The following is a 14038-nucleotide window of genomic DNA, read 5'->3' as shown; positions in this document are numbered from 1 at the left end:
CCGACTTTAAAAATTATTAAACCCCTAATTTTATTCTTTAGGTTGAAAGTGGCTCATTCCGTTGCCACTTGTTATGATGGGGAGAGACTGAAAAGAGAGGAAGAACGCTGTGAATATTTTTATGACCGGTGCGACCGGATTTTTGGGAGGACGGCTCGCCCGCGAGCTGATTCATCGTGGGCATACGCTGTGCGTCCTCGCCCGTACACCTGAGAAAGTGGAGGCGATGTTCTCACGGGACGAACGTCGCTCCATCACTGTCCTGGCCGGGGATTTGACGGCCCCGTTCCTCGGAGCAGACGAGCGGTTCATCACCGATCATGACCTTTCATTCGACTTGGTGCTCCACATGGCGGCCCTCGTCAAATTCGATGAGGAGCTCCGTGAGGAACTGTTCGAGACGAATTTGACCGGGACGAGACAAGCGCTCGCGCTCGCAAAGGCGCTACATTGCCCTCGCTTCTTCCACGTCAGCACGGCGTACACGCTCGGAGCACGCGAGGTCGGCGATGAGACGTTGTATGCGACCGACCAGACGTTCCATAATCCGTACGAGGAGAGCAAGGCGCACGCCGAACAGGCCGTCTGGGCGGAACGGGACCACCTCGACGTCTCGATTTTCCGTCCCGCCATCATCGTCGGTGACTCGAAGACCGGTGAGGCCGACTCGAAGTTCACGATGTACGGCTATATGCGCGCTCTCGAGGTGTTCAAGCGCCGCCTCGAGCGCCGTGGGGCACCGGATGGACCGATCCGTCTCCTCGGCTCTGAGACCGGCACGTCGAACCTCGTCCCGGTCGATTATGTGGCTGATGTACTCCTCGCTGCCATCGAACACGCTAAACCGGACACGATTTATAACGTGACGAACGATGCCCCGCCGCGCAACGTGACCATGCTCGACTATATGAAGCAAGCGCTTGCGTTCCCGCACTTGAAGATCACGGAGACGGCGACGTCTTCGCTCAGCCAAGCCGAGCAGACGTTCAACGAGATGGTGAAGGTGTTCAATCCTTACTTGAATCGCGATATCGCGTTCGACGACGCCAATACGAAACGTCTGTTGCAGGACGCTGGGTTCAAACCGCTCGATTTGAACGAGCGGTCGCTGCGCCGGATCGTGAACGCCTATTACGAGACGAAATGACGAAAAGAGCCGAAACTGACGAGAGTCAGTTCCGGCTCTTTTTATGACTTGTCGCAGACGAGGACGATTTTCCCGGCCTGAATCTCTCCTTCGAGCGATTCGACCATCTCTTTCGTCAGACCGAGGCTCTCGAGCTGCTCGATCCGGTCATCCGAATTTTTTGTAAACTTCGACATGAGCGACTCCCACAGCCCTTTTTCAGTGATGCGGTATGGTTGCACACCCGCTTCTGCAGCGAGCCGCACCGTCAATTCTTCATCTCTCGCAAATAAGTAAATGTGCTCGTTGACACATCCCCCTGACACCATCCCGTTCACTTCATGGTCGACCGAGGTCATATCCCGCACGATTCTTGTTTCTAACATATTCATCCTCCTAAACGTCCGCTGATCTATAATCGAATAATATACTATTCCCGAAAAATGAGTCACAAAACCCATTTCGTCCAGCGATTTGAAAAAGAGGGGTTCAAGAAAACGTGGCGCTCCAGTCCTCGATCCCGAAATGGTCGACGATGCCTTGGATGCGGGTCCGTTCGTCCGATTCAGACGACACATCTTCGCGACTGACCCGAACGATATTGATCCCGGTCTGCCAGTCGATCTTTCCAGACCGATAACCTGCTTGTTGCAACAACCCGGCAACGATCTCGAGCTTCTCGCGCTCGTTCGATTTCAACGTATGGCTCACTCTCACGCGTGACACTCCTTCCCGTTCCAAACCGTATTGTATCATAGGGACGGACAACAGATGCGACACCGATTTCTTTGATGCTATACTACATATAATGAGACAAGGAGTGATGTTGATGCCGAGACAGGATATGAACACGATCATGCTCGACTATATGAATGAGAAAGAAGATTACGAGGCATTCGCAGCCAAGCTGAAGTTACTCCTCAGCGAGCTGTTGAACGACGCCGGCATCCAGTTCCACTCGATCGTCGCCCGGGCGAAGGAAGCCGAGAGCCTGTATGCTAAGTTGTCCCGCAAACCGTATCAATACCGGTCGTTGCGCGACGTCCAGGATTTGGCGGGGATTCGGATCGTGACCTATTTCCACGACGATGTCCGTGCCGTGGCCCAAATCCTCGAGGATGAGTTCCGGATTGACCGCGAACAGTCGATCGATAAATCCACGTTGCTCGACCCGAATGAGTTCGGCTATTTGTCGGTCCATTACGTCGTCGGCTTGAGCGACACGCGGCTCGCCCTCGGGGAGTACCGTCGCTATGAAGACAAAGAAGCCGAGATTCAAGTCCGGTCCATCTTGCAGCACGCGTGGGCCGAGATCGAGCATGACCTCGGTTATAAGAAACCGAACGCCGTGCCACCGGAAATCAAGCGCAGCTTCAGCCGTGTCGCGGGGCTCCTCGAGATTGCCGACTCCGAGTTCGTCAATATCCGCAAACAGTTGCGGACGTTCGAACAAGAGACCGTCGAACGGATCGTCGAATCGCCCGATAAGGTGAGCATCACGCGAGATAATTTGAATTACTATATCGCCAATGACGTCACCGTCGAGAAGCTTGACAACGCCATCTTCCAGAGCGATTGGTTACTCGACACCGACTTGTCGACGATCATTGAACTGACGCGTATGTTCCATTACGCGGAGATTCGCACGTTCCAGGACTTGAGCGACACGCTCGACCTCTACTTCAATCGGGCTATTCAATGTGCGACGCTGTTGCCATCGTCTCTCCTGCCCCGTCAAGGAATGGGTGTCGTCTATGCCGTCCTCGCGAAATTGCTCGCAGAAGGGGATGACCAGCAAATCGAGTTCTTCTTCCGACGCTTCTATCCGGATTTGAAACATTACGACGAGGTCATCCAAGAACTTCGTACCCGCGAAGAGCCATCATAACTTTACAGACTTCATGTTTTTGTTGTAGAATGTTTTTATGTTCTGAAATATATGCAAATAATGATATTTTATGTAGGAGGTACTCTTGAGGATGACAACACCTGTACAAACAGCATCCCGCCGTCAGCTCGTCGCCGATGCTGAGCGAGGGATTCGCATGAACTATCGCGGAGTGAAAAAGAACCTCCGGTCGATGTTCTCACAATACTTGACGCGAAACGAATTTTTCATTCTCCGCTCGCTTTGTCAAAACAGTCCTCAAATCGCCTCGGCTCTATCGAACGAGTTCCAATTCTCGGCTTCGATGATTACCGCTCTCGCGGATGAACTCACGAAAAAAGGGTTGATCTCCCGTGAACGCAGCGAACGTGATCGTCGTGTCGTCGAATTGCAAGCGACTGAAGAAGGCCGTGCCTTGTTCGAGACACTGGAAGACATGAAAATCGAGTATTTGATGGACGTGTTCACCGATTTCTCAGATGACGAATTGATTCTTCTGTCAAGACTGCTTGACCGAATGGACGCATAAGAACGACTGGGCCGATTATCTCGGCCTGGTCGTTTTTGTTTCGCCACGCTACAACAAAAAACCCGAGTGTGGTTGGACCACACTCGGGTTCATTCTTGATTTAAGACTTGGCGATCGCCGTGACGACGATTCGGTCCCGGTATCCGTACTCTGGGTCATAAGGACCCGCACAAGTGATCAGCTGGAGCCGTTCCGCCTGGGTCGCCGCAAAGATCGAGGCGAGCGGGACGTCTTCGAGCCGATACCGTTCGACGGAAACGACTTCATACGCGATTGCCTTTTTGCCACGCTGGAGCGTCACCGATTCTCCGAGGCGTAAGTCGCCAAGGTTCGCGAAGATGGCCGGACCACTGAGGTCATCGAGATGACCAGATAGGACCACGTTTCCGGTCGCCCCTGCTTTCGCCCCGTACCGATACCAGCCGACCTCATCTGTCTCCGTCGGGGTATCCATCCGGTCGAGTCGGTCTTTCCCGACCGGTTGGATGACCGCGTTGACATCAATTGACGGAATCTTCAGTCGTTTTGGGATAAATGTGTCGGTACGGAATGACTGCCGATCAATTTCGGTCGTTGCTAGGACGAGCGGTTCGGCAAAGCCGACCGTCGTCAATTTCGCGTCCGCATCCGGTGCGTCTGCGCCCGGTGCAATCATAAGGAACGATAACGTTCCGATGAAGAGTAGTTTAAGCGTCTTGCTTCTGACGACGAAAGACGTAGAAGCCAGCTGCTGCTGCACCAAGAACCGCTGCTGCGAGCAACCAGTTCATCGATGCTGTCTGAGCGAGACCACCTTGACCTGTGTCAGGTGCTCCAGCCATTTCCCCACCGTCTGCTGCGAGAAGGACTTCAAACGCTGGTTCGCCTTCAAGGAGTCCGATGGCGAATGCCGTGTAGTTTTTACCGCCTTCGAGAGCGACACCGTCAAGTGCCTTCACGACGTCAGTCGCGCCGGCCGGACGAACTTCAAGGTCATACGTGCCAGCGTCGAGTGTACCGTAGTCACTTACTGCTTTGAACTCGAGGTTCGAGAAGAGTGGGTCGCCGCCTTTAGGAGCGACATCGACTGCCGGTGCGTCAGGTGCGAAGTGAGCGACGCGGACTTTCGATTTTCCATCTTCGAAGTTCGCATCGTCTTCCATTGCTGCGATCTCGATGTTTTCAAGTTGACCAATTGCTGCCGCTGTGTAGAATTTTCCTGCTTCGATTGAGAGGTCTGCCGCAACGACGACCGTCTCTGCATCACCAGCTGGCTTGATTTCCACGTTGTAATCTCCAGCCGGGAGAGTCAAGTAGTCTGTGAGCGCTTTGAACTCTGCGCCTTCGACCGCGACTTCACCGTTGACGTACACATCTACTGCAGGTGCGTCAGGTGAAGCGTGGAGTACACGTACCATCGCGTTCTCGTGTCCATCTGCACTGACCGGCACGATGAGTGCGAACGCCAAGGCGAGTGTACCAAGTAAAGACATCAATTTCTTCATGTGAAATTTCCTCCTTTTTCTGCTTGGGTTGACCGATTGACTGTATACAACAAGTTTGATGCGGTGCTGCAATGTGTGCTACATCTGATTGCTATGTAGCTGGTGACATCTTAAATTTAAGACAACGGAGCAACGGCGTAAAGGTGACGGTGTGCTCTCAATATGCCGCTCAGCACATTTGAAAGAAACCGCTTTCTTTACATTAACCACACTTACCCTTCCCTATTGTTTAAAAACCCCGTAACGCGTAACGTTACGGGGTTGAATGTGCTTTTGCCCAGTCGATGTCATTTACGAACACCGCATCGACGCCGAGTTGACTGAACCGCTCTAGGTCGGGGACTGTTTTCACGGTATAGGGACGTACGGAGAGACCTTCGTCCTGAAGATGAAGAATCTCTTCATCGGTCATCGTCAGGACATTCGGATGAACGGCGGTCGCGCCCACTTTCTTGCAATATGCGACGAGGTCATAGAGCGGTTGTGCCAACAATACGGCACACTCAATTTCTGGCGCCAATTGATTCAAACGCTGGAGCGTCGAATGGTTAAAAGAAGAGAACATGACTTGTCCAACTGGAAGACGCTGGTTTCGAATGGTGTCAAGCAAGAGTTGTTCAATACCAGGATACCGCTCGATATCCGTCTTGACCTCGAGATTGAGGACCATCGATGTCCCTCGGCACAGATCGATCAGTTCGTCTAACGTCGGAATCTGTTCTTGGATAGCGAACGTGACACCGGCATTATAGCCTCGCAGCTCCGATAGAGTCATATCGGCGACACGTCCACGCCCATCTGTCGTCCGATTGATCGTCTCATCGTGGATAAGGACGAGCTTTCCGTCCTTTGTCATGTGCACGTCCGCCTCAATCCCATCGCTTTGTGCTTCGAGTGCGGCCCGGAACGCCGTCATCGTATTCTCCGGATGATGGGCCATCACCCCTCGGTGCGCGAAAAGTTTCATTCGTTTTCGCCTCAGTTCGTTTTGTATTTGTTCGTCAAATAGCGGATGAGCGGGCGGACCGAGATGTCCTCTCCGGTCACTTGCTTGATGAGTTCGTTCGGTGTCAGCGCTTTACCATGGCGGTGGACATTGTCCTCAAGCCATTGTTTGATTGGACCGAACGTGCCCGTGCTGACGAGCGACTCGAAGTCAGGATGCTCATTCTTGAGTGATTCCGTCAATTGAGCGGCGTATATCAAACCGAGGGCGTAACTCGGGAAGTAGCCGAACGACCCGCCGGCCCAGTGAACGTCTTGTAGGACGCCTTTCGCATCACTCGGCACATCGACACCTAGATATTCCTTATAGAGCGCGTTCCATGCCGCTGGCAAATCCTCGACCGACAAATCGCCTTGGATGAGTTGCTTTTCAAGCTCATAGCGGATGATGATATGCAGGCTGTATGTCAGTTCGTCCGCCTCAATCCGGATGAGAGACGGTTTCGCCTCGTTCACGCCGGCATAGAACGTATCAAAATCTATGTTCTGCAACTGTGGATGCTCGGATTGAAGGCGCGGATAGACGCTTTTCAAAAACGCCTCGCTTCGTCCGACAAAGTTTTCAAAGAAGAGGGACTGTGACTCATGGATGCCCATCGAGGCACCGCCCCCGAGACCGAGTTCGTCGAGTTCCGAGTCGATTTGCTGTTCGTACGTCGCGTGCCCGGCCTCGTGCATCGTACCGAACAAGGCGTTACGGAAATCGGTCTCATCATATTTCGTCGTGATGCGCACATCGCGACGGTTGATCGTGATCTCGAACGGATGCACCGTGGCATCGAGACGGCCGCGCGTCAAATCATAGTCGACGACACGCATCCAGTCCTCACACAGTCGTTGCTGAACGGCCTTGTCCATCGACCAGTCGAGCCCTTGGACCGGTTCAGGCAGCTGACGGATCAGCGGGACGAGCTCGTCGCGAAGCGTCCGGAACAATTCATCGAGCTGGTCGACGGTCATCCCTGGCTCATAATCGTAAAGGAGGGCGTCATACGGATGCGATTCGTAGCCGAAATAGTCGGCGAACTTCCGCTGAAATCCGATGATTTTCTCAAGATATGGAGCGAACATGTGCCAGTCATTCTGATCCTTCGCTTTCTCCCACGCCGTCTCAGCCTCAGAGACGAGCGTCACATACGCCTGATATTCTGAGGACGGAATTTTAGCATTCCGTTCATATTGGGTTTTGGCGACCGCGACCGAACGCAACTCGATCGGTGTCAAGTTCTCCGTCTCGGTCATCTCGGCCAACAGCGCCTTGAACGATTCGCTCGTCTGGCGTTTGAACGCCTCGGTCGACAGATAACCAATCGTCTCGGCCCGTAGCGGTGCCGACTGTTCCGGCATCTGGGTACGCATGTCCCAATACAGTAAAGAAATCGCCTCGTCGAAGGCACGCAATTGTTTGAAATGGTCACGCCACTGCTTTGTTAGTTCCATTCTGATTCCACCCCTATGACAGTTATATCGTTACTTCTTTACTTTAATATAGACGACCCGCGTTGCCTATTGTTTCGGCACATCGGTTTTCCGCTCATAGGAGAGCGGTTGTGTCGCCGGTCCTTCCAACACGTTTCCTTTCGTGTCGAACCGTGAACCGTGGCACGGACAATCCCATGAGCGTTCCGCATCGTTCCAATTGATGGTACATCCCATATGGGTGCATCGGGTCGAGACGAGATGGCATTCGTTGTCGAGATCACGGTACGCGCCGACCTTCTTGCCGTCGACTTGGACGATCCCGCCTTCATCAAGTTGCAGGTCGTCGAGAGTACCCGGTCTTTCCAGTGACCCTTTGACGAATTGAACGGCCGTGTCGAGGTTCGTCTTTAAGAATTGCCCGACGTCGGCCGGTTTCAATTTCGAGCGTTGTGGGTCCAATAAGTCGTTGAACCGATTCGGGCGCCCGGTCAGTCGATCGGCCAGCAACAGTCCGCCGGCAATCCCATTCGTCATCCCCCACTTGGCGAACCCGGTGGCGACGAACACGTCCGGCTCACGGCTGAACATTTGCCCGATGTACGGGAGGTGGTCCAACGTGATCAGATCCTGGGATGACCAGCGGAAACTTGCTTTCTTGGCCCCGAACGAATCATGGGCGAAGCGGTCCAAGCGGTCATAGCGCGAGCGGGTCTCGGTGACGTGTCCACTCAAGTGCCCTTCGCCTCCGACGAGCATATACGTCTTGTCGCCCTCCTTGAACGTACGGAACGACCGGCTCGGTTGATCGACACTCAAATACATACCGTCCGGGACGCTCTGTTCCGTCTCACAAGCGACGATATAGGAACGCTCGACCTCAAACTTCGAGAAGTACAGCCCCCGGATGTCGTTGAACGGGTAATGGGTGGCGACCACGACCTGATTCGCCTGGACCCGTCGCCCTGTCGACGTCGTGACGATCGGGCGAGGTCCCGAACTGATTTCGGTCGCCCGTGTCTTCTCGTAGAGTCTCCCGCCGGCCTCGACGAAACGGTTGGCGAGCTCGTGTAAGTATTTGACCGGATGCATCTGGGCCTGGTCGCGAATAACGATCGCTTGTTTGACCTCGAACGGGAGGACCGCCTTCACTTCCTCGGTCGCATCTCCCCCGGGCAGCTCAAGTTGTGCATACGCCTCGCGCTCGGCGACGAGTTGACTCGACCCATCGATTGAATATAAGTATGAATCTTTTGTCTCGAAATCGATGTCGAATCCGGCCTCGACCTGTTGCCGCAAATAGGCGAGTCCCTGCTCGTTGAACTCGTAATAGAGGCGCGCCGTCTCTTGATTGAACGTCCGAATCAATTTGGAATAGACGGTCCCATGCTGAACAGAACATTTCGCGGTCGTGTGGCCGGTCGTCCCCCGGCCGATCTCAGCCGCTTCGAGCAAGACGACTTGCTTGCCGCGCTGTTGCAACTCATATGCCGTGACGAGCCCGGCGATTCCTGCCCCGATGACGACGATATCACACGAAACAGAGCTCTCAAGTCGCGGATAAGGTGTTGCCGCATTGTGCTGACGCCAGAGTGAATTGGTGAACGGATGACGATGCATAAACGTACCTCCTCTAATAAGATAAGTGTCTGTTACTGTGTATACCCCTTCCGATTCATTTCATACGCCTCAATTATTGACCTGATTCTTGATTTTGAAGACGATTTCAGGAGGCCTCATCCATTATGGTAGAAAAGTAAACAATGAAGGAGCGATTATCTAGTGAAACGAAACCGCAGACATCGAAGAAACACGTTCATCATGAGGCGACTCTTTGTCGGCCTCGCCATGATTGGATTACTTGCCATCATCCCTGCATTGATCGGCTTTAAACAAGAAGTAGAACCGAAACCTGTTGCGCCGGCCGCGGCCGCCGTACCGGTCAAACAAGGACCGTCGTTCCCCGAGATTCCAATCAAACCATGGACGACGCAACCGCTCGTGTCGCCCGACACGGCCGAACTTCTCGTCGGATCGATGGCTTTCGTCAATTTAACAGATGGCCAGGTGCTGATTGACAAGAATGGTGCGGACCGCGTCTTCCCGGCCAGTACGACCAAACTGATGACCGCACTTCTCGCTTATGAGAAGGCCGTCGCCGAGAAAGAACTCGATCAAAACGTGGTCATCGTCAAAAAATCTACTTTAGATATCCCATGGGACAGCCATATCGTCCACCTCGCGGTCGGTGACCGCTTGACCGTTCGCCAGGCCTTGTACGCGACATTGCTCGAATCAGGAAATGACGCGGCCAATAGTCTAGCCGAATACGTGAGCGGCTCGACGAATGAGTTCGTCGAACTGATGAACGCACGCGCCCAAGTGCTCGGACTGACCGGGACCCAGTTCCGGAATGCCCATGGCTACTCCGACCCGAATCATTATACGACCGCGCTCGACATGGCTCGCATCACGTATGCGTTCGGCACTTATCCTGAACTCGTCGAGATTGCCGGGACGTATGAATATGAGGCAAAGTTTAAAGACGCTGCTGGAAATCAAAAGCGACGCTGGTGGTATCATCTCGGATCTGCCGTCAATGAACGGAGTATCCATTACTCGAAACTCGTCACAGCGACCAAGACCGGCTATACCGACGAATCGGGCTATACGATGGTGTTCTTGATGGAGCGGGATGGGAAACAATATGCCTTGGTGACGATGCAAGCCAAATCCGGGCAGACGTTCCCGACGATGCGTTCTGTCGAAAAAATCGCGTTCAATCTCACCACCGAGTGATTTAAGCAATCAAACGACGGTTTCTCTCTGTAAAGGGAGAAGCCGTCGTTTGCGTTTAAAGACATAAAATATGACGAATTATATGACAAACAGATGACACAAAAGTGTCACACGCATAACTAATTGTCAGAACATTTAAACTTTAATCATGAAAAATGTTGCGCTCACCCGTTGATACTATGCGCTTTAGAGCCGTTTTCATGAAAAGATGACAGTTTGCAATGATTTCCGTGGTCCGTTATGGTTAGTCACAAGTTCGCCTAGTCATTCAAGTTTGACTCATTTGTGTGAGACACACACATGATTGAACCGTGATTGATTGAATCGACACAATTGAAGGCAAACAGGAGGTAATCAAATGTTATGGCAAGAATGGGTATCCATCGCGCTTTACCTCGTGATGATGCTCCTCATCGGATACGTCGCTTATAAACGGACAACCGATTCATCAGATTATATGTTAGGTGGCCGCAAGATGGGGCCAGGTGTTACCGCCATGTCAGCCGGAGCTTCGGATATGAGTGGTTGGATGTTAATGGGACTTCCGGGTGCAATGTATGCCACGGGATTATCAGCGATTTGGTTAGCCGTTGGATTGGTCATCGGAGCTTACTTGAACTACTTGTTAGTCGCTCCCCGTCTACGTGTCTTCACAGAGATGGCAAATGACTCGATCACGATTCCTGACTTTTTAGAGAATCGGTTCCGAGATCACTCGAACTGGCTACGGATCCTGTCTGCATCCGTCATCATCATCTTCTTCACGTTCTATACGTCAGCCGGACTTGTCTCTGGCGGGAAGTTGTTTGAAAGCTCATTCGGGCTCGACTATCAGACAGGTGTCATCGTGACGATTAGCGTCGTCGCACTATATACACTGTTCGGCGGTTTCACAGCCGTCAGTTGGACGGACTTTGCGCAAGGTGTCATCATGTTCCTCGCTCTCGTCCTTGTCCCAGTCGTCGCCTTGACGGACGTCGGTGGTGTATCAAACGCCGTCGATACGGCTACCACAATCAATACCGAATTGTTCGACCTGTTTGAAGGAACGTCGACGCTCGGAATTATCGGTCTCCTCGCTTGGGGACTTGGGTACTTCGGTCAGCCACACATCATCGTCCGCTTTATGGCGATTCGTGATGTGAAATCATTGAAAACGGCACGTCGCATCGGTATGGGCTGGATGACAGTCTCAATCATCGGTGCTGTCATGACGGGACTTGTCGGAATCGCCTATTTCCGTGGTCAAGGGAATCCTCTCGCTGACCCGGAGACAGTGTTCATCCGCTTCTCAGAAGTGTTGTTCCACCCGTTCATCACTGGATTCTTGCTTGCTGCGATTTTGGCAGCGGTCATGTCGACAGTTTCGTCACAGCTTCTCGTGACATCGTCGGCATTGACAGAAGACTTCTATCGTAAGTTCTTCAATAAAGATGCCAGTGAGAAAACAATGGTCCTCGCCGGTCGAATCGGTGTCCTAACGGTCGGACTTGTCGCGACACTCATGTCGCTCAGCCCGTCGAACACGATTTTGACGCTCGTCGGTTATGCGTGGGCCGGATTCGGTTCAGCGTTCGGTCCAGCGATTCTCTTGTCGCTTTACTGGAACAAGATGACGCGCCAAGGTGCACTTGCCGGTATCCTCGTCGGTGCCATCACGGTCATCCTTTGGATCGTGACTGGACTCTCGGCCGTCATCTATGAGATGGTACCAGGCTTCTTCCTCAGTATGCTTGCTATCGTGCTCGTCAGCACGTTCACGAGCCAACGTGAGCAGAAACGGATCAACCGTGAATTCAGTGAAATGGAAGCTGAACTCGCCGTTGCGAAAAAAGAATAACATTAATCAAAAACGCGGGCCGAACGGCTCGCGTTTTTTTGTTGCGCACGGTCGCGTATCCTTACTCTAACGCGGCTTGTTTTATAAATGGCCGTGACAAAGGATTAAAGAAAAAACCACAGACATCTTGTCTGTGGTCTGAATAAATTACATCGCTCTCGCCATGAACCAAAGTTGAATGAAGAATGGCACGAGGACGAGCACGAGCATCGCGTTGCGCATCCGACGGTTCCGGTTCCAATAATACGCCATCAAGACGAACGGATGGAGCGCCGTCAGCTGGTAAGGGTTGAACCAGAACCAAGTGAGCAACAAGACGATAAAGAAATATAGAACCGAGCGCTGTCTCGTGGCACGCCATTCTCGCCACATATCGAACGCCCCTTTGAAGAACACAATAAATGTTACTATCCAAAATACCATTACAATCACACTATTCAATGATTAGACCACCTTCATGAGACATTTTCGATATAGAATCCGCCCCAGTAGATATGCCGATACGTGTACTCTTTTCCACTCTCTGCCGTGATGATAATCTCATCCTCTGTCAACACGAGCACGTGAACCGGAATCTCACCTTTTCGAAGCATCGGACTGAACAATTGGAACTGCTTGTTCAACCACTTCCGTTCTGTGAAGTCACGGTAATGGTGCAAGGCGAGCGATGGATGGACCAAGAACACACCGAGCACAAAGGCAATGGCTCCTGGCGATGCTGAGAGTTCAAGCAGTAAGGAGAAAACGAGGACGAGCGATAGCACCGCATAGCCGAATTCGAGTAACTCCATCAACGAAGCCCGGCTGGCAATCACGTACTGCATGACACGAAACGCCACATACAGCAACAGACTGACCGCCACATACTGGGAAAACGGGGCACTGCTCATCGAAACGTCTAGATAGAACAAGACCGGTAGTAACATAACCCACTTCCATAATTGTAAGGCGAGGTAAAACAATGTTTGATCGATGAAACGACGATTGTGTACGAGCCGTTGCATATCCATGTTTCCCACCTCCGATTAAAAGATGTGACCTTAACCGTATCATTCCCTGAATCAAAGAATGATAACAAGCATTTACACGTCAACCGGATATTTCTTTTCGTTCGATAAGCGTGGCGTTCAACAGCCCCCCGAGAAGGATGACCGAGGCCGCCAAATAGAACCAGATCAGCAAGATGATGAAAGCACCGAGTTGACCGTAAAACTGTTCATAGTTTGCATACTGTGAATAGTAGCTGAACACGTTCGAAACTGTCAAGATGCCGATGGTAGCAAACGCCGCCCCGGCCCAACTGTCGCGGAACGTGCCGCGATGGCTCGGCAACCACTTATAGACGAGCAAGAAAACGCTGAACAGGACGAGCGTACCCACGATCCAGCGGAAATAGAACCAGATTTGCGCATAGCGCTCGACGATGTCGTCGATAAAGATGATATGCGTCGCCAACTCCCGAAGCGCGGTCTCGATGACCGGGATCAGTAGCGAGAACGGCAAGACGAACATAAGCGCGAGCGTCACGGCGATGTCTTGCAACACGCCCCGCCAGAACGCCTTGTTCCGAATCAGGCGATAGGCGTCATTGAGCGACCGGACGAGCGATTGGACCGCCATCGATGAGATCCAGAGCGCCGGCAAGATGCTGAGTGAGGCAATCCGCAACCGTGAATCATCAAAAATCGCCTCGATGTTCCCTTCCAGCAACCGATAACTGGCTTCAGGCATGACCAGGGCGAGCGCGGAAATCACGTCCCCGCTCGAGAACGGCAGCCACCCGACGATCCCGAGGACGAACAGTAAGAACGGGAACGTCGATAAGATGAAATAATAGGCCAACATGGCGGCTTGGTCGAAAAATCGTTCGGCAAAAAATCGTTTGAATGTATGAAGGAATGGTTGTATCATTTCGTGCACTCTTTTCTATAATTTATTAAATAAATGC

General features: G+C 52.4%; 15 protein-coding genes. 5 read left to right on the top strand and 10 right to left on the bottom strand.

The window, feature by feature from the left end; genetic code table 11:
• The first annotated feature begins 109 nt into the window (after nucleotides 1-109).
• A complete protein-coding gene (locus KNP67_RS11035; protein WP_029595428.1) occupies nucleotides 110-1147 on the top strand; it encodes an SDR family oxidoreductase in 1038 nt (345 codons plus the stop codon).
• 41 nt (nucleotides 1148-1188) lie between these two features.
• Here KNP67_RS11035 and KNP67_RS11030 read toward each other — a convergent pair whose 3' ends face one another.
• Both KNP67_RS11030 and KNP67_RS11025 read right to left on the bottom strand, forming a co-directional pair.
• A complete protein-coding gene (locus KNP67_RS11030) occupies nucleotides 1189-1512 on the bottom strand; it encodes a YflT domain-containing protein (RefSeq protein WP_021067491.1) in 324 nt (107 codons plus the stop codon).
• A gap of 103 nt (nucleotides 1513-1615) precedes the next feature.
• Nucleotides 1616-1843 (bottom strand): hypothetical protein, encoded by a 228-nt coding sequence (locus tag KNP67_RS11025; protein WP_029595427.1) that lies wholly within the window; start codon nucleotides 1841-1843, stop codon nucleotides 1616-1618.
• Nucleotides 1844-1955: 112 nt separating this feature from the next.
• On the opposite strand from KNP67_RS11025, the gene KNP67_RS11020 reads away from it, so the two are divergent.
• Together KNP67_RS11020 and KNP67_RS11015 are read left to right on the top strand one after the other, a co-directional pair.
• Nucleotides 1956-3014 carry a GTP pyrophosphokinase gene (locus KNP67_RS11020; protein ID WP_251130850.1) on the top strand — a complete coding sequence of 353 codons (1059 nt, stop codon included), beginning with the start codon at nucleotides 1956-1958 and terminating at the stop codon, nucleotides 3012-3014.
• Between the two features lie 91 nt (nucleotides 3015-3105).
• Nucleotides 3106-3543 (top strand): MarR family winged helix-turn-helix transcriptional regulator, encoded by a 438-nt coding sequence (locus KNP67_RS11015; protein WP_021067494.1) that lies wholly within the window; start codon nucleotides 3106-3108, stop codon nucleotides 3541-3543.
• Between the two features lie 100 nt (nucleotides 3544-3643).
• Here the strand turns inward: KNP67_RS11015 and KNP67_RS11010 are convergent, their stop codons facing one another.
• The 5 genes from KNP67_RS11010 to KNP67_RS10990 all read right to left on the bottom strand — a co-directional run bounded on the left by KNP67_RS11010 (nucleotide 3644) and on the right by KNP67_RS10990 (nucleotide 9071).
• Nucleotides 3644-4282, bottom strand: coding sequence for a class F sortase (locus tag KNP67_RS11010; RefSeq protein ID WP_236355686.1), 639 nt, complete (start codon nucleotides 4280-4282; stop codon nucleotides 3644-3646).
• A complete protein-coding gene (locus tag KNP67_RS11005; protein WP_021067496.1) occupies nucleotides 4230-5027 on the bottom strand; it encodes a DUF4397 domain-containing protein in 798 nt (265 codons plus the stop codon). The genes KNP67_RS11010 and KNP67_RS11005 overlap by 53 nt, the downstream gene beginning before the upstream one ends.
• Before the next feature lie 253 nt (nucleotides 5028-5280).
• Entirely contained in the window at nucleotides 5281-5994 is a 714-nt protein-coding gene (locus KNP67_RS11000) for a glycerophosphodiester phosphodiesterase (protein ID WP_029595424.1), read from the bottom strand.
• Between the two features lie 11 nt (nucleotides 5995-6005).
• Nucleotides 6006-7472 (bottom strand): carboxypeptidase M32, encoded by a 1467-nt coding sequence (locus tag KNP67_RS10995; protein ID WP_214756593.1) that lies wholly within the window; start codon nucleotides 7470-7472, stop codon nucleotides 6006-6008.
• A gap of 66 nt (nucleotides 7473-7538) precedes the next feature.
• Nucleotides 7539-9071: an FAD-dependent oxidoreductase gene (locus KNP67_RS10990; protein WP_214756592.1), complete on the bottom strand. Its 1533-nt coding sequence runs from the start codon at nucleotides 9069-9071 to the stop codon at nucleotides 7539-7541.
• Between the two features lie 201 nt (nucleotides 9072-9272).
• Between KNP67_RS10990 and KNP67_RS10985 the strand changes: the two genes are divergently transcribed.
• Nucleotides 9273-10250, top strand: a complete 978-nt coding sequence (locus KNP67_RS10985) for a D-alanyl-D-alanine carboxypeptidase family protein (RefSeq protein WP_035385667.1) — start codon at nucleotides 9273-9275, stop codon at nucleotides 10248-10250.
• A 358-nt stretch (nucleotides 10251-10608) separates the two neighbouring features.
• A complete protein-coding gene (putP, locus tag KNP67_RS10980) occupies nucleotides 10609-12090 on the top strand; it encodes a sodium/proline symporter PutP (protein ID WP_029595420.1) in 1482 nt (493 codons plus the stop codon).
• Nucleotides 12091-12237: 147 nt separating this feature from the next.
• Here the strand turns inward: putP and KNP67_RS10975 are convergent, their stop codons facing one another.
• From KNP67_RS10975 to KNP67_RS10965, 3 genes are all read right to left on the bottom strand, one after another.
• Nucleotides 12238-12462, bottom strand: a complete 225-nt coding sequence (locus KNP67_RS10975; RefSeq protein WP_021067502.1) for a hypothetical protein — start codon at nucleotides 12460-12462, stop codon at nucleotides 12238-12240.
• A gap of 83 nt (nucleotides 12463-12545) precedes the next feature.
• Nucleotides 12546-13100, bottom strand: a complete 555-nt coding sequence (locus tag KNP67_RS10970; protein ID WP_029595418.1) for a hypothetical protein — start codon at nucleotides 13098-13100, stop codon at nucleotides 12546-12548.
• 79 nt (nucleotides 13101-13179) lie between these two features.
• A complete protein-coding gene (locus KNP67_RS10965; RefSeq protein ID WP_131471179.1) occupies nucleotides 13180-14001 on the bottom strand; it encodes a YihY/virulence factor BrkB family protein in 822 nt (273 codons plus the stop codon).
• Between the last annotated feature and the right edge of the window lie 37 nt (nucleotides 14002-14038).

It is taken from the genome of Exiguobacterium sp. s157 (genome assembly GCF_018618205.1).
Classification (GTDB): Bacteria; Bacillota; Bacilli; order Exiguobacteriales; family Exiguobacteriaceae; genus Exiguobacterium; species Exiguobacterium chiriqhucha.
Note: the sequence above shows the minus strand (reverse complement) of the source record. Positions and strands in the feature narration are given on the sequence as shown.